Annotated in this window: 22 protein-coding genes; 12 read left to right on the top strand and 10 right to left on the bottom strand. The window is 67.8% G+C overall.

Annotated features, from left to right (window positions below; translation table 11 throughout):
• Positions 1–11 precede the first annotated feature (11 nt).
• The 3 genes from DDT93_RS02225 (at position 12) to DDT93_RS02215 (ending at position 2,094) form a co-directional block, all read left to right on the top strand.
• Complete coding sequence (locus DDT93_RS02225; protein WP_109464157.1) at positions 12–449, top strand: DUF4168 domain-containing protein; 438 nt, start codon at positions 12–14, stop codon at positions 447–449.
• A gap of 15 nt (positions 450–464) precedes the next feature.
• Positions 465–911 carry a pentapeptide repeat-containing protein gene (locus DDT93_RS02220; protein WP_109464156.1) on the top strand — a complete coding sequence of 149 codons (447 nt, stop codon included), beginning with the start codon at positions 465–467 and terminating at the stop codon, positions 909–911.
• 214 nt (positions 912–1,125) lie between these two features.
• Entirely contained in the window at positions 1,126–2,094 is a 969-nt protein-coding gene (locus tag DDT93_RS02215; protein ID WP_157960075.1) for a calcium-binding protein, read from the top strand.
• Between the two features lie 45 nt (positions 2,095–2,139).
• Here DDT93_RS02215 and DDT93_RS02210 read toward each other — a convergent pair whose 3' ends face one another.
• The 4 genes from DDT93_RS02210 to DDT93_RS02195 form a co-directional block, all read right to left on the bottom strand.
• A complete protein-coding gene (locus DDT93_RS02210) occupies positions 2,140–2,916 on the bottom strand; it encodes an enoyl-CoA hydratase-related protein (protein WP_109464154.1) in 777 nt (258 codons plus the stop codon).
• A 72-nt stretch (positions 2,917–2,988) separates the two neighbouring features.
• Complete coding sequence (locus DDT93_RS02205) at positions 2,989–3,447, bottom strand: cytochrome c-type biogenesis protein (protein WP_109464153.1); 459 nt, start codon at positions 3,445–3,447, stop codon at positions 2,989–2,991.
• Complete coding sequence (locus DDT93_RS02200; protein WP_109464152.1) at positions 3,444–5,399, bottom strand: heme lyase CcmF/NrfE family subunit; 1,956 nt, start codon at positions 5,397–5,399, stop codon at positions 3,444–3,446. Before DDT93_RS02200 ends, DDT93_RS02205 begins: the two co-directional genes overlap by 4 nt.
• Positions 5,400–5,595: 196 nt before the next feature.
• Complete coding sequence (locus tag DDT93_RS02195; RefSeq protein ID WP_109464151.1) at positions 5,596–6,180, bottom strand: HNH endonuclease; 585 nt, start codon at positions 6,178–6,180, stop codon at positions 5,596–5,598.
• Positions 6,181–6,430: 250 nt separating this feature from the next.
• Here DDT93_RS02195 and DDT93_RS02190 point away from each other — a divergent pair, with 250 nt between their 5' ends.
• From DDT93_RS02190 to DDT93_RS02175, 4 genes are all read left to right on the top strand, one after another.
• Complete coding sequence (locus DDT93_RS02190) at positions 6,431–7,009, top strand: pseudouridine synthase (RefSeq protein ID WP_109464150.1); 579 nt, start codon at positions 6,431–6,433, stop codon at positions 7,007–7,009.
• A 12-nt stretch (positions 7,010–7,021) separates the two neighbouring features.
• Positions 7,022–7,453, top strand: coding sequence for a VOC family protein (locus tag DDT93_RS02185; protein ID WP_109464149.1), 432 nt, complete (start codon positions 7,022–7,024; stop codon positions 7,451–7,453).
• Between the two features lie 89 nt (positions 7,454–7,542).
• On the top strand, positions 7,543–7,800 hold the full coding sequence (locus tag DDT93_RS02180) for a type II toxin-antitoxin system Phd/YefM family antitoxin (RefSeq protein WP_109464148.1): 258 nt from the start codon (positions 7,543–7,545) through the stop codon (positions 7,798–7,800).
• Positions 7,790–8,056 (top strand): Txe/YoeB family addiction module toxin, encoded by a 267-nt coding sequence (locus DDT93_RS02175; protein WP_109464147.1) that lies wholly within the window; start codon positions 7,790–7,792, stop codon positions 8,054–8,056. The genes DDT93_RS02180 and DDT93_RS02175 overlap by 11 nt, the downstream gene beginning before the upstream one ends.
• A 33-nt stretch (positions 8,057–8,089) precedes the next feature.
• Here the strand turns inward: DDT93_RS02175 and DDT93_RS02170 are convergent, their stop codons facing one another.
• Genes DDT93_RS02170 through DDT93_RS02160 form a run of 3 tightly spaced genes read right to left on the bottom strand, consistent with a single transcriptional unit; the run spans position 8,090 to position 9,698 of the window.
• Positions 8,090–8,389, bottom strand: coding sequence for a putative quinol monooxygenase (locus DDT93_RS02170; RefSeq protein ID WP_109464146.1), 300 nt, complete (start codon positions 8,387–8,389; stop codon positions 8,090–8,092).
• A 14-nt stretch (positions 8,390–8,403) separates the two neighbouring features.
• Positions 8,404–9,069 carry an alpha/beta hydrolase gene (locus DDT93_RS02165; protein WP_109464145.1) on the bottom strand — a complete coding sequence of 222 codons (666 nt, stop codon included), beginning with the start codon at positions 9,067–9,069 and terminating at the stop codon, positions 8,404–8,406.
• Positions 9,066–9,698 carry a DNA-3-methyladenine glycosylase family protein gene (locus DDT93_RS02160; protein ID WP_109464144.1) on the bottom strand — a complete coding sequence of 211 codons (633 nt, stop codon included), beginning with the start codon at positions 9,696–9,698 and terminating at the stop codon, positions 9,066–9,068. The genes DDT93_RS02165 and DDT93_RS02160 overlap by 4 nt, the downstream gene beginning before the upstream one ends.
• Positions 9,699–9,846: 148 nt before the next feature.
• Between DDT93_RS02160 and DDT93_RS02155 the strand changes: the two genes are divergently transcribed.
• Positions 9,847–11,082 (top strand): MFS transporter, encoded by a 1,236-nt coding sequence (locus DDT93_RS02155; protein ID WP_109464143.1) that lies wholly within the window; start codon positions 9,847–9,849, stop codon positions 11,080–11,082.
• Positions 11,083–11,114: 32 nt separating this feature from the next.
• Here the strand turns inward: DDT93_RS02155 and DDT93_RS02150 are convergent, their stop codons facing one another.
• The 3 genes from DDT93_RS02150 to cysS all read right to left on the bottom strand — a co-directional run bounded on the left by DDT93_RS02150 (position 11,115) and on the right by cysS (position 15,375).
• Complete coding sequence (locus tag DDT93_RS02150) at positions 11,115–11,888, bottom strand: squalene/phytoene synthase family protein (protein WP_109464142.1); 774 nt, start codon at positions 11,886–11,888, stop codon at positions 11,115–11,117.
• An 84-nt stretch (positions 11,889–11,972) separates the two neighbouring features.
• On the bottom strand, positions 11,973–13,598 hold the full coding sequence (gene cimA, locus DDT93_RS02145) for a citramalate synthase (RefSeq protein ID WP_109464141.1): 1,626 nt from the start codon (positions 13,596–13,598) through the stop codon (positions 11,973–11,975).
• 403 nt (positions 13,599–14,001) lie between these two features.
• On the bottom strand, positions 14,002–15,375 hold the full coding sequence (gene cysS / locus DDT93_RS02140) for a cysteine--tRNA ligase (RefSeq protein ID WP_109464140.1): 1,374 nt from the start codon (positions 15,373–15,375) through the stop codon (positions 14,002–14,004).
• Between the two features lie 208 nt (positions 15,376–15,583).
• Between cysS and DDT93_RS02135 the strand changes: the two genes are divergently transcribed.
• The 4 genes from DDT93_RS02135 to DDT93_RS02120 all read left to right on the top strand — a co-directional run bounded on the left by DDT93_RS02135 (position 15,584) and on the right by DDT93_RS02120 (position 17,984).
• On the top strand, positions 15,584–15,928 hold the full coding sequence (locus DDT93_RS02135) for an MmcQ/YjbR family DNA-binding protein (RefSeq protein ID WP_109464139.1): 345 nt from the start codon (positions 15,584–15,586) through the stop codon (positions 15,926–15,928).
• On the top strand, positions 15,925–16,269 hold the full coding sequence (locus tag DDT93_RS02130) for an MmcQ/YjbR family DNA-binding protein (protein ID WP_109464138.1): 345 nt from the start codon (positions 15,925–15,927) through the stop codon (positions 16,267–16,269). Before DDT93_RS02135 ends, DDT93_RS02130 begins: the two co-directional genes overlap by 4 nt.
• Positions 16,270–16,404: 135 nt before the next feature.
• Positions 16,405–17,589 carry a pyridoxal phosphate-dependent aminotransferase gene (locus DDT93_RS02125; RefSeq protein WP_109464137.1) on the top strand — a complete coding sequence of 395 codons (1,185 nt, stop codon included), beginning with the start codon at positions 16,405–16,407 and terminating at the stop codon, positions 17,587–17,589.
• Positions 17,586–17,984 carry an ester cyclase gene (locus tag DDT93_RS02120; RefSeq protein ID WP_109464136.1) on the top strand — a complete coding sequence of 133 codons (399 nt, stop codon included), beginning with the start codon at positions 17,586–17,588 and terminating at the stop codon, positions 17,982–17,984. Before DDT93_RS02125 ends, DDT93_RS02120 begins: the two co-directional genes overlap by 4 nt.
• Positions 17,985–17,987: the final 3 nt, after the last annotated feature.

Genomic DNA, 17,987 nt, shown 5'->3' with positions numbered 1-17,987 from the left:
AGGAGTTCACGATGAAGACCCTTCAACGCGCCCTCACCGGGACCGCCCTCGCCCTCTCCATCGGCGTGGCCCCCCTCGCCGCACTGGCCGAGGCCCCGACCTCCACCGCGCCGCAGGCCCCCTCCGCCGCCGCACCGCAGGCCCAGGCCCAGACCCCGGAAGCCACCCCCTCCGGCCCCGTCACCGACGAAAAGCTCGAAGCCTTCGTCGTCGCGATGGCCGAGATCCAGGACGTGCGCGAGACCTACACGCCTCAGCTCGAACAGGCCAAGAGCGATACCGAGCGCCAGCAGATCGCCGACAAGGGCAACGCCGAGATCCGCGAGCGCGTCGATAAGGTCGACGGCATCGACTACAAGGAATTCATGACCATCGCCGAGGCCGCCCAGAGCGACCCCGAGCTTGGCGCGCGGCTGAACGAACGCCTCGCCGCGCCCCAGACCGAATAGGGAGACAGCAGCGGCATGAGACGTTCTGCCAGACCCCTGGCCGCTGCCCTTGCCGTGCTGGCCTCGTGCCAGCCGGCACTGGCGGAGGAGAGCACAAGGGACAAGTTCCTCGAGAACCACAGCTGCATTGACTGCAAGATGGACGAGGTCGACCTCTCCGGTGACAGCTATGTCATGGTCGACCTCACCCGCGCCTATCTCAACAACGTCGACTTCACCGACTCCGGCCTGCTGATCGCCATCTTCGATGACGCCCGCATCGAACGCACCTCGTTCCGCAACGCCAGCCTGCGCGGCGCAAGCTTCGCCAACGCCCGCTTCCGCGATGTGGACTTCGAAGGCGCAGACCTCGCAGGCGCCCGCTTCAAGGGGGCCCATATCGACGAGTCGGCCTTTGAGAAGGCCCGCACCTGCAACACCCTGCTCCCCGACGGGGCGACGCTGATGTCGAACAACTGCTGACGCGGAAAGGCGCGCGAGTCAGGCGGTGAACGCCCGCAGCGCCTTTCCCGCCCCACGGGCATTTCTCGCGCCCCTCGCCGAAACCCGCAAACAGTCGCGCCGGTTTCGCGCGCTCTGTTTCCCATGACCAGAGGGTCCTGCGCCCCATGTTGACCCTTCCCCCCGGATGAGGTCTCTCAAGGTACGGGGGAATTTTCAAAGGGCACATTTTCCGATGATCGAAATCATTCTGCTCGGCGTCCTTGGCGTCGCCGGTCTCTACGGTCTTGTCGAGGCTTTCGACGATGACGACGACAAGGACGAAAAGCCGGTCCCGATCGGCGAGGAAATCACCGGCACCGAGGGCGACGATGTCCTCACCGGCACCAGCGGCGCCGACCTCATTCTTGGCGGTGAAGGCAACGACACGATCACCGGCCAGGGCGCGCCCGACGAGATCTATGGCGGTCCCGGCGACGACCTCGTCTGGGGCAACTCGGGCGACGATTTCATCCGGGGCGACGAAGGCGACGATGTTCTCGTGGGCAGCGGCGGCGACGACCAGCTCTTCGGCAGCGAGGGCGACGATTACCTCAACGGCGGCACCGGCGACGACCTCCTGCAGAGCGGTCCCGGAGACGACCTCCTGCTGGGTGGCGAGGGCGACGACACGCTCAAGGGCAGCCTGAACGACGACACCCTCGTCGGTGGCGCCGGAGAGGACACCCTTGAAGGCGGCTACGGCGACGACTTCCTCGCCGGGGGCGATCTCTTCTCGCAAGACCTCGGCGGCAAGTCCCTCGAGGCCCTGCGCGACGCGATCCAGCGCGGCGACGAAGACGCCACCCGGGATATCCTCGATTTCGACATTCAGGACGATGGCGAGGCCGACACGCTCGATGGCGGCGCGGGCGACGACGTGCTGGTGATCGGCGCCGGAGATACCGCCACGGGCGGCGACGGCAGCGATATCTTCACCGTGCTGGAAACCGACGAGACCGGCCAATCGGTCGTCACCGACTTCGACGCCGCCGAAGACCTCCTCGTCTACTCCTACCTCGAAGGCACCGAGGAGCCGGAGCTGACCATGAGCGAGGACGACGAGGGCAACGCCATCCTTCTGGCCGACGGCAAGCTGGTGTCGACCCTCATCGGCATCGACTACCGCACCGTAGGCGTCTACGCGATCGAACGCTCGGCCTGAGCGGCGAACCGGGGCTGCCCACGAGGCGGCCCCGGATTAGGCAAGTCAGCGGCCTTCAAAGACCGGCTTGCGCTTCTCCATGAAGGACACCACGCCCTCCATGAAATCGCGGCTGCGTCCGCATTCCCCCTGCAGGTGCGCCTCGGTGGCCAGCTGCTCGGACAGACCCGCCTCGAAGCTGCCGCGAATGGCCTCCTTGACCGCCGCATAGGCGCGCGTCGGCCCGCTCGCGAGGTGGGCGGCCCGCGCCTTCCACAGCTCCGCGAATTCCGCATCCGGCACCGCTTCCCAGATCATGCCCCAGTCGCTCGCCTGACGTGCACTGATCTTGTCGGCGAACAGGGCCGCGCCCATCGCCTTGGCCATGCCCATGTGGCGCGGCATGAACCACGTCCCGCCCGCGTCGGGCAGCAGCCCGATCCGGGTAAAGGCCTGCAGGAAATAGGCGCTTTCGGCCGCGATCACCACGTCGCAGGCCAGCGCGAGGTTGGCCCCGGCCCCGGCCGCCGCGCCGTTCACCGCCGCGATGGTCGGCACCGGGCAACCGGTGATCGCTTCCAGCATCGGCGTGTACTCGTCGCGCAGCGTACGCTCCAGATCCATCTGGGTGGCATCGCCGGTATCGCCAAGATCCTGCCCCGAGCAGAACGCGCGCCCGGCCCCGGTCAGCACGATGACCCGGGCCGTCTCCTGCGCCGACCGCACGGCGTCGGTGATCTCGGCCCGCATCTGCGCGGTGAACGAGTTCATCTTGTCGGGGCGGTTCAGCGTCAGGACGGCAACGCCATCGGCAATGTCGAGCGTGATGGTCTGGTAGGACATGGAAATCTCTCCTCCGGTCGGGTTGCGCGCAAGGTGACGCAACGGCGCGCGGGTGGAAAGAGGAACCGCGCGTCAATCCTCGAGAATTCGCTTCAGCCGTTCGCGCTCGTCCGCGCTCAGCCCGGCCTCGGGTTCGGACGCCCGGGCGCGGCCACGCAGATAGAACAGACCGATACCCCCGGCCAGTATCAGCATCAGCGGCCCCGCCGCCCAGAGCAGCCAGTTCGCCCCGCCCGCGGTCGGCTTCAGCAGCACGTATTCGCCGTAACGGTCGACGATATAGTCCACCGCCGCCGCGTCGCTGTCCCCGGCCACCAGCCGCTCCCGCAGCAGCACCCGCAGGTCACGCGCAAGGTCGGCATTGCTCTCGTCGATGCTCTCGTTGCGGCAGACAAGGCAGCGCAGACCCTTGCTGATCTCGCGCGCCCGCGCCTCCAGCGCCGGGTCGGCCAGAACCTCGTCGGGCTGCACCGCGAAAGCAGGCGCCGCCAGCGCCACCAGCACCGCAATCAGCGTCAGGACCCGCTTCATTCCGCCGGTACCGCCTTGGCCCCGGCGCGCGCGCCTGCCGCCACCCGGAACCGCCGGTCGGTCAGGCTCAGCAGCCCGCCCAGCCCCATCATCAGCACCCCGCCCCAGATCCAGTTGGCGAAAGGCTTGATATAGGTCCGCATCACCCAGCCGCCGTCAGCCTGCGCGTCACCGATCACCACGTAGACGTCGCGCAGCAGGCGATAGTCGATGGCCGCCTCGGTGGTCGGCATCCCGGCCACCGGGTAGACCCGCTTCTCTGGCTCCAGCACCGCGATCTCGCCACTGCCGTCGCTCAGATGCACGATACCGCGCGTGGTGAAGTAGTTCGGCCCCCGGCCCTGCTCCACCCGCTCCAGCGAGAGCGTATAGCCCCCGACGTCGAAACTCTCGCCCGTATGGGCCACGCGGATGTCTTCCTGCTGCCACGCCATCAGGCCGGATATCGCGAAGATGGTGATGCCCAGCCCCGCATGGGCAACGACCCGCCCCCAATCCGCGCGGGGCAGTCGCGGCAGCCGCCCGGGCGTGCGCCCCGCGCGCACCCAGAGGTCCAACAGCGCCCCGCCGACGACCCAGGCCCCCAGGAACAGGCCCACCGGCCCCAGCGCGCTGCGCCCGGTCTGCACCGCCCATGCCAGCACCGCCAGCGCCAGCGCCAGCAGGAACACGTAGCGCAGCGCATGCACCGCCCGCCCCAGCCGCGCCCGCTTCCACGGCATCAGCGCCCCCACGGGCAGGATCAGCCCGATCAGCACCATGAAGGGGGTAAAGGCCATCTCGAAGAACGGCGGCCCCACCGACAGCTTCCGGTCAAAGGCCATCTCGGCCACCATCGGCCAGAGCGTCCCGGTGAAGACCACGAAACAGCCCACCGCCAGCAGAATGTTGTTGGCCACCAGCGCGCTCTCGCGGCTGACCATGGCAAAGAGCCCCTTGGCCTCCATCGCCCCGGCCCGCAGCGCGAACAGCATCAGCCCGCCCCCGGTGAAGGCCGCCAGCAGGATCAGGATGAACACGCCGCGCTCGGGATCGTTGGCAAAGGCATGAACCGAGGTCAGCAGCCCCGAGCGCACGATGAAGGTGCCGATCAGCGAGAAACCGAAGGCGAGGATCGCCAGCAGGATGGTCCAGCTCTTCAGCGCCTCGCGTTTTTCCACCACGATGGCGGAATGCAGCAGCGCGGCGGCCAGCAGCCACGGCATGAACGAGGCGTTCTCGACCGGGTCCCAGAACCAGAACCCGCCCCAGCCCAGCTCGTAATAGGCCCACCACGAACCAAGCCCGATGCCGATGGTCAGGAAGATCCAGGCCGCCAGCGTCCAGGGCCGCACCCAGCGCGCCCAGGCGGCATCGACCCGCCCCTCGATCAGCGCGGCCACGGCAAAGGAATAGGACATCGAGAGCCCCACATAGCCGAGGTAGAGGAACGGCGGGTGGAAGGCGAGCCCGGGGTCCTGCAGCAGCGGGTTCAGGTCCTGCCCGTCGAAGGGCGGCACCGCCATGCGCAGGAAGGGATTCGAGGTGAACAGGATGAAGGCGAAGAAGGCCACCGCGATCGCCGCCTGCACCGACAGCACCCGCGCCCGCAGGCTCGGCGGCAGGTTGCCCCCGAACCACGCGGCACAGGCGCCGAACAGCGTCACGATCAGCACCCAGAGCAGCATCGACCCCTCGTGGTTCCCCCATGTCCCGCTGATCTTGTAGAGCATCGGTTTCAGCGAATGGCTGTTCTCCACCACCAGCTTGACCGAGAAGTCCGAGACGATGAAGGCATGCATCAGCGCGCCAAAGGCAAAAGCGGTCAGCAGGAACTGCAGCACCGCCGCCGGTTCTGCCACCGCCATCCATCCGGTCCAGCGTTTCTGGGCGCCGACCATCGGAATCACCATCTGCACGACGGCGACCAAGGTGGCGAGGATCAGGGAGAAGTGGCCGAGCTCTGTAATCATGCCCTCTCTATAGGAGGGCGGCGCGGCGCGGCCAACGGTTTTCGCGGCACCGTGGCGATCACATTGTCGCGGTGGGACCGGGCGTCGCCGCCGGCGCAGTCGAGTATTTGGAAAGAAAAGCTGCGAGGGTCCCGCTCATCTTTTCTCCCCAAATACTCACATCCCGAAGCCCGCCACCGGGCGCGGCGTCAGGGGGTCAGGCCTCCAGTTCCGCATCCCAGTAGAGAAAGTCGATCCAGCTCTCGTGCAGGTGATTGGGAGGAAACTTGCGGCCCATGTTGCGCAGCTCCTCCGCGCCGGGCTGGCGCGGCGGTTTCATCAGGTGCATGCCCGCCTGCCGCAGCGATTTGGAGCCCTTGTGCAGATTGCAGGGCGAACAGGCCGCCACCACGTTCTGCCAGCTGGTCACCCCGCCCGCCGCGCGCGGCACCACGTGGTCGAAGGTCAGGTCGCCCCGGCTGCCGCAGTACTGGCAGCGGAATTCGTCCCTCAAGAAAAGATTAAAGCGCGTGAAGGCCACGCGCTTTCTGGGTTTCACGTAATCTTTCAGGACCACCACCGAGGGTATCCTGATGGTGGTACTTGGGCTCCTGACCACCTCGTCATACTCGGCCACGATATCCACCCGATCCAGCCAGGCGGCCTTGATCGCCTCCTGCCACGGCCAGAGCGACAGGGGGTAGTAGGAGAGCGGCCTGTAGTCTGCGTTCAGCACCAGCGCCGGGTGGTGTTTCAACGCCCCGGGTTCGCGTACGAACTCCGTCCTGAAATCGCCTGACATGCGCGTAATCGTCCTTTCCGGTCCTGCGGCCGGACCCGAACGGGAGCGATTCCACTGCCGTTCTCACCCGGCTTCGGTATGACTATATATCGTGGTTGAACTCTGGCAAGCGCGGAGTGACCACTACATCTCGGCTTGTCCCTAAACTGATTACGTGACAGGCAGGTGACAGTTATCCACAGAAGATACAGCGCCTCGATCCGGCCTGTCGCCCTTCCATTTGGTTCTAGCTTTCATTAGCAGGAAATCCATGCCCCGCCTTCTTCGCTTCAACAAACCTTTCGATGTCCTGCCGCAGTTCACCGACGGTCAGGGCCGGTCGACTCTCGCCGATTTCATCGATCTCAAGGGGGTCTACCCGGCCGGCCGGCTGGACCGTGACAGCGAGGGGCTGATGCTGCTGACCGACGACGGCAAGCTGCAGGCCAGCATCGCCGATCCGCGCCACAAGATGGCCAAGACCTACTGGGTGCAGGTCGAGGGCACGCCCGACGAAACCGCGCTCGCCGCCCTGCGCAAGGGAGTGGAACTGAAGGACGGGCTCACGCGCCCCGCCAAGGCGCGGCTGATGGCGGAACCGCCCGGCCTCTGGCCCCGGACACCGCCGATCCGGGTGCGCAAGTCGGTCCCCGACACCTGGCTCGAACTCACCATCTCGGAAGGCCGCAACCGTCAGGTGCGCCGCATGACCGCCGCCGTGGGCCACCCCACCCTGCGCCTGATCCGCTACGGCATCGGTGCCTGGACCCTCGACGGGCTCGCTCCCGGCCGCTGGGACCTGATCGACCCGCCCGCGACACCAACCGCTGACAGGCGCCGCCGCCGCTGATACTCTGGGGCCATGTCCCACCTGCCCGACGCCCCCGCCCCCGGCGCCCTCCTCGAGGCGGCGCTCTATGTCGACGACCTCGATGCCGCCGAGGCGTTCTACGGCGACCTGCTCGGCCTCGAGCGGATCCAGCGCATCGGCACCCGGCACGCCTTCTACCGGGTCGGCACCGCCGTCCTGCTGATCTTCAACCCGGCCGAGACGGAAAAGCCCCCCGGCAACCCCAAGCTCCCGGTGCCACCCCACGGCGCCCGCGGGCCGGGCCATGTCTGTTTCGCCATGCCCCGCGCCGAGATCGCCGCCCTGCGCGCCCGCCTCATCGCCGCAGGCGTCGCGGTGGATGCCGAGTTCGACTGGCCCAGCGGGGCCCATTCGCTCTACGTGCGCGACCCGGCAGGCAACTCGGTGGAATTCGCCGAAGGCTGGCTCTGGGACGGCGTGTGAGCCCGCCTCACTTGACTTGTACAGAATGCTGTACATATAGAGGTGAGCGTCGCAGCCCCGGATCGCGACGCCATGCTACCGGAGGCCACATGAACATCCTGACCTACACAGATGCGCGCAACGGTCTGGCCGGTGCAATGGACAAGGTTGTTCAGGACCGGGAAGAAACCGTGATCACCCGCACGGGCCGTGAATCCGTCGTCATGGTGGCGCAGGGCGAATGGGATGCCATCCAGGCGACGCTGCACCTGCTGTCCTCTCCCACGAATGCCAAGCGTCTCCGCGAGGCGATCGAGGAACTGGACGCCGGAGGCGGCGAAGAACGAGACCTGATGCGTGAAGGTTAAGTTCGCGACCCACGCCTGGGCCGACTATCTCTACTGGCAATCAGCAGACCCGACCGTTCTGGCGCGCCTGAACAAGCTCATCGAGGAATGCCGCCGGCACCCTTTTACCGGCACCGGCAAACCCGAGGCCCTCAAGGGCAATCTCTCGGGCTGGTGGTCGCGCAGGATCACGGGCGAGCACCGACTGGTCTACCGTGTCTCCGGCAGCGGCGAGGCGCAGGATCTCGAGATCGCGCAGTGCCGCTATCACTACTGACCCGCGGCGCTGCGACCGATGTCACGGACCCCCTCAAAGCTTGGTGATCGGGCCCGGGTCGAACAGGTTGATGTCGCGCCCGAAGGCGCCCATGCCTTCCAGCTTCTCCCGGTAGACCGCCATGTGTGCCGATTTCCCGTGCGCCTTGAGGCAGTCGAGGTCGCGCCACTCCTCGTAAACGCGGAACTTGGCCGGGTTGTCGATGTCCTGCCAGAAGGCGTACTCGATGCAGCCCTCCTCGTGGCGCGTCGCCCGCGCCACCTCGTTGGCCGCCAGCTTCATCGCCTCCACCTCGGTCTCCGGCACCTGCATGGTGCCCGTCACGATCAGCATCCCCGTCTCCTCCTCTAGAAACTCAGCTTGTCCCGCAGGAAGGCCAGCGCCACGCTCAGCCCGTCCGGGGCAATGCCGTGGGCGGTGCCCTTCATCACGTGGGCATAGACCTCCTCGAACCCGGCCTGCTGCAGCGCCTCGGCGGCGGCGGGCAGCGACTGCGGCGGCACCACGTCGTCCATGTCGCCATGCACCAGCAGCACCGGAAAGCGCACCTTGACCTCGTCAGCCAGCGTTTCGGGCGTCAGCAGACGGCCCGAGAAGGCGACGACACCCGCGATGGCATCCTCGCGCCGGGGCGCCACGTGCAGCGACATCATCGAGCCTTGCGAGAAGCCGATCAGCGCGACCTGCTCGGGCAGCAGGTCCTCGTCCACCATCAGCGCGTCGAGAAAGGCGTTGAGGTCGTCGATCGCCGCCGCCATGCCGCGCTCGGCCTCCTCCTCGCTCGATCCGTCGAGCCAGGGGATCGGGAACCATTGGAACCCGCCCGGCATCCCCGGCAGTTCCTCGGGCGCATCGGGCGCCACGAACAGCGTGTCGGGCAGGTGGTCGCCCAGCGGATCGGCCAGACCCAGCAGATCGGCCCCGTTGGCGCCGTAGCCATGCAGGAACACCACGACCGAACGCGTCTCCCCCGATTTGGGCTCGACCCGGCCCGCCTGCAGAACTCTTGTCATGAAATGCCTTCCCTGTTCTTGACCACCCGGTAATAGGACCACAGCAGCCGCGCCGCAACAGAGCGCCACGGACGCCAGTCCTCGGCCATGTCCCGGAACACGCGTTCCTTCGGCCGCTCGGGCAGATCAAACAGCAGCCGCGCGGCCTCCTGCAAGGCCAGATCGCCCGGCGCGAAGACATCCGCGCGCCCGAGGCTGAACATGGCATAGATCTCGGCCGTCCAGACCCCGATCCCCGGCACCGCCGTCAGCGTCGCGATCACCTCCTCCGTCGGAGTTGCGCGCAGGGCGGCATAGTTCAGCCCGGCCCCGGCGAGGGCGCGGGCATAGCGCATCTTGGGCCGGCTCAGGCCCACCGCCCGCAGGGCCTCCTCGTCCGCCGCTGCCACCCTCTCTGGCGTCACCAGCCCCGCGGCGACCATCCGCCCCCAGATCGCCTGCGCCGAGGCCGTGCTCACCTGCTGGCTGACGATGGCGCTCAGCAGCGCCGCGAACCCGTCCTCGCGCAGCCGCAGCGGCAGCGGTCCGGTCTGCTCCAGCGCGGCGGCGAATCGCGAGTCGCGGCCCGCCAGCCAGTCCGCCCCCTCGGCGACGCAGCTGTCCCCGACGATCACCCGGCCCACGCTCATGCGACAGGCCCCCGCAGGATCGCACGGCTGCAAGTCTCGACGGGCAAAGGAAAAGCTGAGATGGACCACATGGCGCGGAGAATGCGCGCAGGCTTCCAGCGGGGCAAGCCTCTTGCCGCCGTGAAGCGTCAGGAATACGAAGCTGCACATGACAACGATCACCGACATCCCCGACAGCGAAGCCAGCCAGGCCCGTGCCAAGCGCAACGTAACCGTACTCGTCCTCGCGCAGGCCATCCTCGGTGCCCAGATGCCGATGATCTTCACAATCGGCGGCCTCGCGGGGCAGTCGCTGGCCTCGAACCCCTGTTTCGCGACCCTGCCGATCTCGCTGATCGTGCTCGCCTCCATGCTCTCGGCCACCCCGATGTCGGCCATCATGCAGCGCTGGGGCCGCCGCGCGGGCTTCTTCGTCGGGGCCACCGGGGGCATCGCGGGCGGGCTGGTCGGGGCCTTGGGCCTCTACCTCGCCTCCTTCCCGATCTTCCTGCTCGGCAGCTTCCTGACCGGCATCTACATGAGCGCGCATGGCTTCTACCGCTTCGCCGCCGCCGACACTGCCTCCGACGCCTTCCGCCCCAAGGCGATCTCCTACGTGATGGCGGGCGGCCTCGCCTCGGCCATCATCGGCCCGCAGGTGGTCAAGCTGACCTCCGACGCTTTCGTGATCCCCTTCCTCGGCACCTACGCCGCCGTGGTCGCGGTCAACGTGCTCGGCTTCTTCCTGTTCCTGCTGATCGACATCCCGACGCCCCCGCGCGTGGCGCGGGGCGCCGCGCAGGGCCGCAGCCGACTCCAGCTGCTCACCACCCCGACCATTGCCGTCGCGGTGATCTGCGGCACCGTCTCCTACGCTCTGATGAACCTGGTGATGACCTCGACGCCGCTCGCGGTGGTCGGCTGCGGCTTCACCCGCGACAATGCCGCCGACATCGTGACCAGCCACGTACTCGCCATGTACGTCCCTTCCTTCTTCACCGGCCACCTGATCGCCCGCTTCGGGGTCAAGCCGATCATGGGGCTCGGCCTGATGATCCTGCTCGGCGCGGGCCTCGTGGCGCTGCAGGGCGTCGAACTCGGCAACTTCTTTGTGGCGCTCGTGCTGCTGGGGATCGGCTGGAACTTCGGCTTCATCGGCGCCACCACCCTGCTCGCCAGCGCCCATACCGCCGAGGAACGCGGCCGGATGCAGGGTCTCAACGACCTGATCGTCTTCGGCGGCGTCACCGTCGCCTCGCTCTCCTCCGGCGGCCTGATGAACTGCTCCGGCGGCTCTCCGGTCGAGGGCTGGACCGCCGTCAACATGGCGATGGCCCCGGCCCTCGTCCTCGCCGGCGGCGCGCTGATCTGGCTGATGTTCCAACCGAAAGAGAAACTGGCCTGATCACCGGCGGGCGCGCGGCGCCCGCCCCGGCTCTACCACCGGCCCGATGCGGCCTTGACCAGCAGCACCCGCGACCGCACCGGCCCGACGCCAAGCGCCCCGGCGGCCACCCGCCCGGGCTCCGCCTCGGCCTGACGCAGGAGCGTGCGCGCCTGCCAGCCGCTGATCAGCGCCGCCGCGGCCCCGGCCGATACCTTCGACCGCTGCCGCCGCGCCCCCTCGAGCCGCTCCAACGCCTCGCCCGCCAGCGCCCGCACCCCGGCCTCGGTTCCGTCCAGCAATGGCACCCGGTGCCGCGCCTCCAGCTCCGGCACCGCCACCAGCCAGTTCGCCACGCCGACGCCCCAGCCGAAGTCGCGCACCACGCCCTCCTCCGCCGCGCCCAGCGAGGCGGCGGCAACCCAGAACAGGCTGCCCGAGCTACGGTCGATGTAGTCGCGGAAATGCCCCGCATCCTCGAAGGGATCGCGGTAGATATCCCAGCGCCGCACCGCCACCGTCTCGTCCAGCAGCGCGGCAAGCTCGGGGTCCAGCACCTCCGCCAGCGGCGTCACCACTTCGTGCCGCCGCACCACCTCGCGCCCGGCGATCTCGCCCAGCGCGTCGCGCCACCACTGCAGCCGCATCTCGGCGATCATCGCCTCCGCCGTGACCCAGGGCGCCCGCGAGATCTCGACGTTCATCGCGTAGAGCGGGAACAGCACCCGTCGCGCCCGCACCGGCGCGGCCATCGCGGCGCAAAACCGGTCCGGATCGGCCCGCTCGACCAGGGCCGCACAGGCGGTCAGGTTCGCGTCAAAGCTCACGCATCACCTCGCGCGCCACATCAGCGCCACGGCGGAAGCATCTGAAAACACACACCTTCACCCAGTCAACCTCACACCAACGCCTCACAGCGCCCGCACATCCTGCGCCAGCTTCCAACGGATCGCGTCATGCAACGCCTGGAAACTCGCGTCCACTATGTTCGGGCTGACCCCGACGGTCGACCAGCGCCGGTTGTCGCGGTCCTTGAAGTCTATGATGACCCGCGTCACCGCCTCGGTCCCGCCATTGGTGATCCGCACCTTGAAGTCGGTCAGCTGGATATCCTCTATCCGCTCCTGGTAGGGCCCGAGGTCGCTCTTCAGCGACTGCCACAGGGCGTTCACCGGCCCGTCGTCATGCAGGTCCTGCGGATGCTCGTTCTTGAAATAGCCGGTGCGCTTGGTCCCGTCCGGGAACTGCACGGTCACCACCGCCTCCGACTCGACCACGACCATGCCCTTGGCATTGCGCCGCCGTTCCGAGATCACCCGATAGCGCTCCACGTCGAAATAGCGCTGCGTCAGCCCCAGCTCCTCGCGCGCCAGCAGCTCAAAGCTCGCCTGCGCCGAGTCGTAGGAATAGCCCGCGTCCTCGCGCGCCTTCACCGTCTCGAGGATGCGCCCCAGCGCCGGGTCGCCCTTCTCCACTTCGAACCCGGCCTCCGACAGCCGCCGCCGCAGGTTCGACTGCCCGGCCTGGTTCGACATCGGGATGATGCGCTCGTTGCCCACCACCGAGGGATCGACATGCTCGTAGGTGCTCGGGTCCTTCACGATGGCGCTGGCATGGAGCCCCGCCTTGTGCGCAAAGGCCGAAGCGCCGACATAGGGCGCCTGCCGCATCGGGATGCGGTTCAGGATGTCGTCCAGCATCCGGCTGACCTTGGTGATCCCCTCCAGCGCCTCAAGGTTCACCCCGGTGTCAAAGGCACTCGCATAGGGCTCCTTCAGCAGCAGCGTCGGGATGATCGACACGAGGTTGGCGTTGCCGCAGCGTTCACCCAGCCCGTTCAGCGTGCCCTGGATCTGGCGCGCCCCGGCCACCACCGCCGCCAGCGATCCCGCCACCGCGTTCTCGGTGTCGTTATGGGTATGGATGCCAAGGTGATCCCCGGGGATGCCCGCCGCGATCACCTCGCGCACGATCCGCGCGATCTCGTCGGGCAGCGTCCCGCCATTGGTGTCGCACAGCACCACCCAGCGCGCCCCGGCGTCAAAGGCGGCCCGGCAGGCCTCCAGCGCATAGGCCGGGTTGGCCTTGTAGCCGTCAAAGAAATGCTCCGCGTCGAAGAGCGCCTCGCGCCCCTCGGCCACGATATGGGCGATCGAGGCGCGGATGTTCTCCGTGTTCTCATCCAGCGTGATGCCCAGCGCCGTCTCGACATGGTAGTCGTGGCTCTTGCCCACGAGGCAGACGGTCCCGGTCCCCGCGTTCATCACCGCCGCCAGCACGTCGTCATTCTCGGCCGAGCGCCCGGCCCGCTTGGTCATGCCAAATGCGGTCATGCGCGCCCGCGTCTTCGGCGCCAAGTCGAAAAAGGCCGAATCCGTCGGGTTCGCCCCGGGCCAGCCGCCCTCGATGTAATCCACGCCCAGCGCATCCAGCGCCTTGGCGATCGTCACCTTGTCGGCAGTCGAGAACTGCACGCCCTGCGTCTGCTGCCCGTCGCGCAGCGTCGTGTCGTAGATGTAAAGCCGCTCGCGTGTCATGCCCAAACTCCCCCGCCCAAAACCTCAATGCCGCCCCAGCCATCTGTCCCGCCCCGGACCTGCTCCGGGGCCTCCCCCCCACAAAGACCCACGAGGTCCCGGGGCAAGCCCGGGACGCGACGCGAATTCTTTGGGGTCCAAATATGCTCGGGAGCGGACCATCCTGCACGGTCCGGCAGGGGCAGACAGCCCCCGCCCAAAACCTCAATGCCGCCCCAGCCACCTGTCCCGCCCCCGACCTGCTCCGGGGCCTCCACCCGGCAAAGACCCGCAAGGTCCCTGGGCACGCCCGGGACGCGACGCGAATTCTTTGGGGTCCAAGTATCCTCGGGGGCGGACCGGCCTGTCCGGTCCGGCGGGGGCAGACAGCCCCCGTCCACGGCCAACGTCAGCACACCCTTCGTCATGCCAGTGCCTCCAGCTTCGCGGCGTCGAACCCGGCGCCGGGCAGCAGTTCCACGCCCGCCTTGCTCATCCGCACCTCGACCCCGGCCTCGGTCAGCGCGGTCTTCATCGCGTCCACGGCAGAGAAATCCTTGCTCTCCATCGCCGCAGACCGAAGCGCCGCGAGCCTGTCCGCATATCCCGAGAGGTCGATATCCGGGGCGGCGGCCCATGCGGGCGTCTCCTGCCCCATGAGCCCGAGGAACTGCAGCGTCGCGCGCAGCGTCGCCACATCGTCGGCCTGCGACAGCTGGTGCAGTTCGGTCAGCGCGCCGGCGGTGTTCAGGTCGTCGGCCAGCGCGTCGATCACGGTCTGAGACACCTCACCGCTGGACTGCGCCCCCTCAGCCTGCCCATACCACTTGCGCAGCGTCTTCTCCGCCTCCCGGGCCTTCGCCTCGGTCCAGTCCATCGGCTTGCGGTAATGGGTGCTCAGGAAAACGAAGCGGATCACCTCGCCCGGCACGCCCTGATCCAGCAGGTCATGCACGGTAAAGAAGTTGCCCAGGCTCTTGGACATCTTCTTGCCTTCCACCTGCAGCATCTCGTTGTGCAGCCAGACCTTGGCGAACTGCCCCTCCGGATGGGCGCAGCAGCTCTGGGCGATCTCGTTCTCGTGGTGCGGGAACATCAGGTCGTTGCCGCCCCCGTGAATGTCAAAGCTCGCCCCCAGCAGCTCGTAGCTCATGGCCGAGCATTCGATGTGCCAGCCCGGGCGTCCACGGCCCCAGGGGCTGTCCCAGCCCGGCAGGTCGTCAGACGAGGGCTTCCACAGGACAAAGTCCATCGGGTTCTTCTTGTAGGGCGCCACTTCCACGCGCGCCCCCGCGATCATGTCATCGACCGACCGGCCCGAGAGCTTGCCATAGCCCTCCCGCCACGAGTCCACGGCAAACAGCACATGCCCCTCCGCCGCATAGGCGTGTCCCTTGGCGATCAGCTCCTCGATCATCTCGACCATCTGCGGAATGAACTGCGTCGCGCGCGGCATGGCGTTGGGCTCCAGCGCGCCCAGCGCTCCCATGTCGTCAAGGAACCACTGCGTCGTCTCCGCCGTGATCTCGCCGATGGCGCGCCCGCTCTCCTTGGCCCGCGCGTTGATCTTGTCGTCCACGTCGGTGAAGTTGCGCACGTAGGTCACGTGGTCGGCGCCATAGACATGGCGCAGCAACCGGTAAAGCACGTCAAAGACCACCACGGGCCGCGCATTGCCAAGGTGCGCGCGGTCATAGACGGTCGGCCCGCAGACATACATGCGCACGTTGTCGGCATCGATGGGAACGAACGCTTCCTTCGTCCGCGTCCTGGTATTGGTCAGCTTGATCGTCGTCATGTCATGCGTCCTCGCACGGGGGCCTCCGGCGCGGGCTTGGCAACTTGTTCGTGGGATGTAAACGAAGAAAACCGGCCCGCTGGTGTATCAGCAGGGAATAATGCAGCAAATGATGATGCAGGTACGGTTCATGGGATCGGTCTTACGCCGAGCCGCGATGCGGATCAAGCGTCTTGAACGACTCGGAGGCCTCCGCCACCCTGCCCCCATGAGCCGCGACACCGTCAACCGCATCTGCGCCACCTTCCCCGGAGCCGAAGTCTCCGACCCCTGGGGCGGCGGGCACGACGCGTGGAAGGTGGGCGGCAAGATGTTCGCCTGCATCGGCTCGATGGATCTCGGCGTCGCGGTCAAGACGCCGGACCCCGAGACCGCGCAGATGCTCATCGACGCGGGCGTGGGCGAGCGGGCCAAGTATTTCCACCGCAGCTGGGTTCTGCTCCCCTGGGGCACCGGCGAAGACGAGATCGCGCACCGCCTCGGCCAGTCCTACGACATCATCCGCGCGGCGCTGACCCGCAAGGCGCAGGCTGCGCTCCCCCCGCGCCCATGAGCGAGGAGATCGTCGATAGCCTCTGCGCCACCCTCCCCGGGGCCGAGCGCACCCACCGCGCCGAGGGAGAGCTCGACGGCTGGAAGGTCGGCGGCAAGCTCTTCGCCCTCTACGGACGCAGGCGCAACGGCGTCTCGGTCAAGACCCGCGACGTGGAGACCGCCCGCATGCTGATCGACGCGGGCCCGGCTATCCGCGCGCCCTATTTCCATGCCAGCTGGGTACGCCTCGAATGGCCTGCCGAGGCAGAGGAAGTCCGCCACCGCGTGCTGACCTCCTACGACCTGATCCGCGCCAGCCTGCCACGGAAACAGCGCGCCGGCCTGCCGGACCGTCCTTAGGCCCAAAACCGCCATCACGTCCCGTTATCCGCCTGCGCACAAAACGCGATTCCCCCGCCGATTGACTTTCACGCCCCGCTCTGGCCCTCTCCCTGCAACCCATACACCCCCTGCACCACATGACCGGAGCCCCACATGAAGCTGTCGCACCGCATCACCCATATCAATCCCGACGGCTCCGACGGGTGGGAGGTGTTCGAAAAGGCGCGCCGCATGATCGCCTCCGGTATCTCGGTGACCGAGCTGACCATCGGCGAACATGATGTCCGCACCGACCGTTCGATCCTCGACGCCATGCACGGCGCCGCCACCGGCGGTCACACCGGCTATGCCTCGGTGCCCGGCATCCCCGCGCTGCGCGACGCCATCGCCGCCCGCGTGACCGAGCGGACCGGCGTGCCGACCCGCCGCGAGAACGTGCTGATCACTCCCGGCGGTCAGGCCGCGCTCTTCGCAACCCATACCGCCGTCTGCAATCCCGGCGACACGGCGCTGATGATCGACCCCTATTACGCCACCTACCCCGGCACCATCCGGGCCACGGCGGCAACCCCGGTCGCCATCCCCACCCACGCCGAGGACGGCTTCCAGCCGCGCGCCGAGGACATCGCCGCGCTGGCGAAAGGGGCCCGCTCGCTGCTGATCAACTCTCCCAACAACCCCACCGGCGCGGTCTACTCGCGCGAGACGCTGGACGGCATCGCAAAGGTCTGCATCGAGAACGATCTCTGGCTGATCTCGGACGAGGTCTACGACAGCCAGGTCTGGTCCGGCGACCACCTGAGCCCCCGCGCGCTTCCCGGCATGGCCGAACGCACTCTGGTGGTCGGCTCCATGTCCAAGTCGCACGCGATGACCGGCTCGCGCTGCGGCTGGATCATCGGACCCGAGGAGGTCATCTCCCACCTCGCCGATCTCTCGGTTGCCACGACCTACGGTGTTCCCGGCTTCATTCAGGATGCCTCGCTCTTCGCCCTCAACGCCGGGCAGGAGCTCGAGACCCGCATCGCCGAGCCCTTCCGCCGCCGCCGTGCCATCGCGCAGGAGATCGTCGGCAGGCAGCAGGCGGTCGGCATGATCCCGGCCGAAGGCGCCATGTACGTGATGCTCGATATCCGCGCCACCGGGATGACCGGCGAGGAATTCGCCCATGCGCTGCTCGACACCCACCATATCGCAGTGATGCCGGGCGAAAGCTTTGGCCGCTCCGCCGCCGGGCATGTCCGCGTCGCCATGACGATCGAGGACACCGCCTTCGGGGCCGCGCTCGAACGACTCTGCGAGTTTGCCGCCGAACGCGCCGAGGTGCCGGTCGCGTGACACCCGGCCAGCTGGAAGACTTCTACCGGGGCTACATCGACTGCCTGAACCGGCAGGACTGGCCCCGGCTGGGCGACTTCGTCCACGACGCGGTCGCGCATAACGACCGCCCGCTGGGGCTGGCGGGCTACCGCGCCATGCTCGAGGGCGACTTTTGCGCCATTCCCGACCTGCGCTTCACCATCGCCCTGCTGGTGGCGCAGCCCCCCAACGTCGCCAGCCGCCTGCACTTCGACTGCACCCCGGTCGGCGAGCTCTTCGGCCTCCCCGTGAACGGCAGGCGCGTGCAGTTCGACGAGAACGTGTTCTACACTCTCCACGAGGGCCGCATCCACCGGGTCTGGTCCCTCATCGACACGGCGGCCATCGCCACGCAGATCGGGACCAGCGGTTAACCC

It is taken from the genome of Albibacillus kandeliae (assembly GCF_003116585.1).
Classification (GTDB): Bacteria; Pseudomonadota; Alphaproteobacteria; order Rhodobacterales; family Rhodobacteraceae; genus Albibacillus; species Albibacillus kandeliae.
The sequence above is the reverse complement of the archived record's forward strand: the minus strand, read 5'-3'. Positions and strand labels throughout refer to the sequence as shown.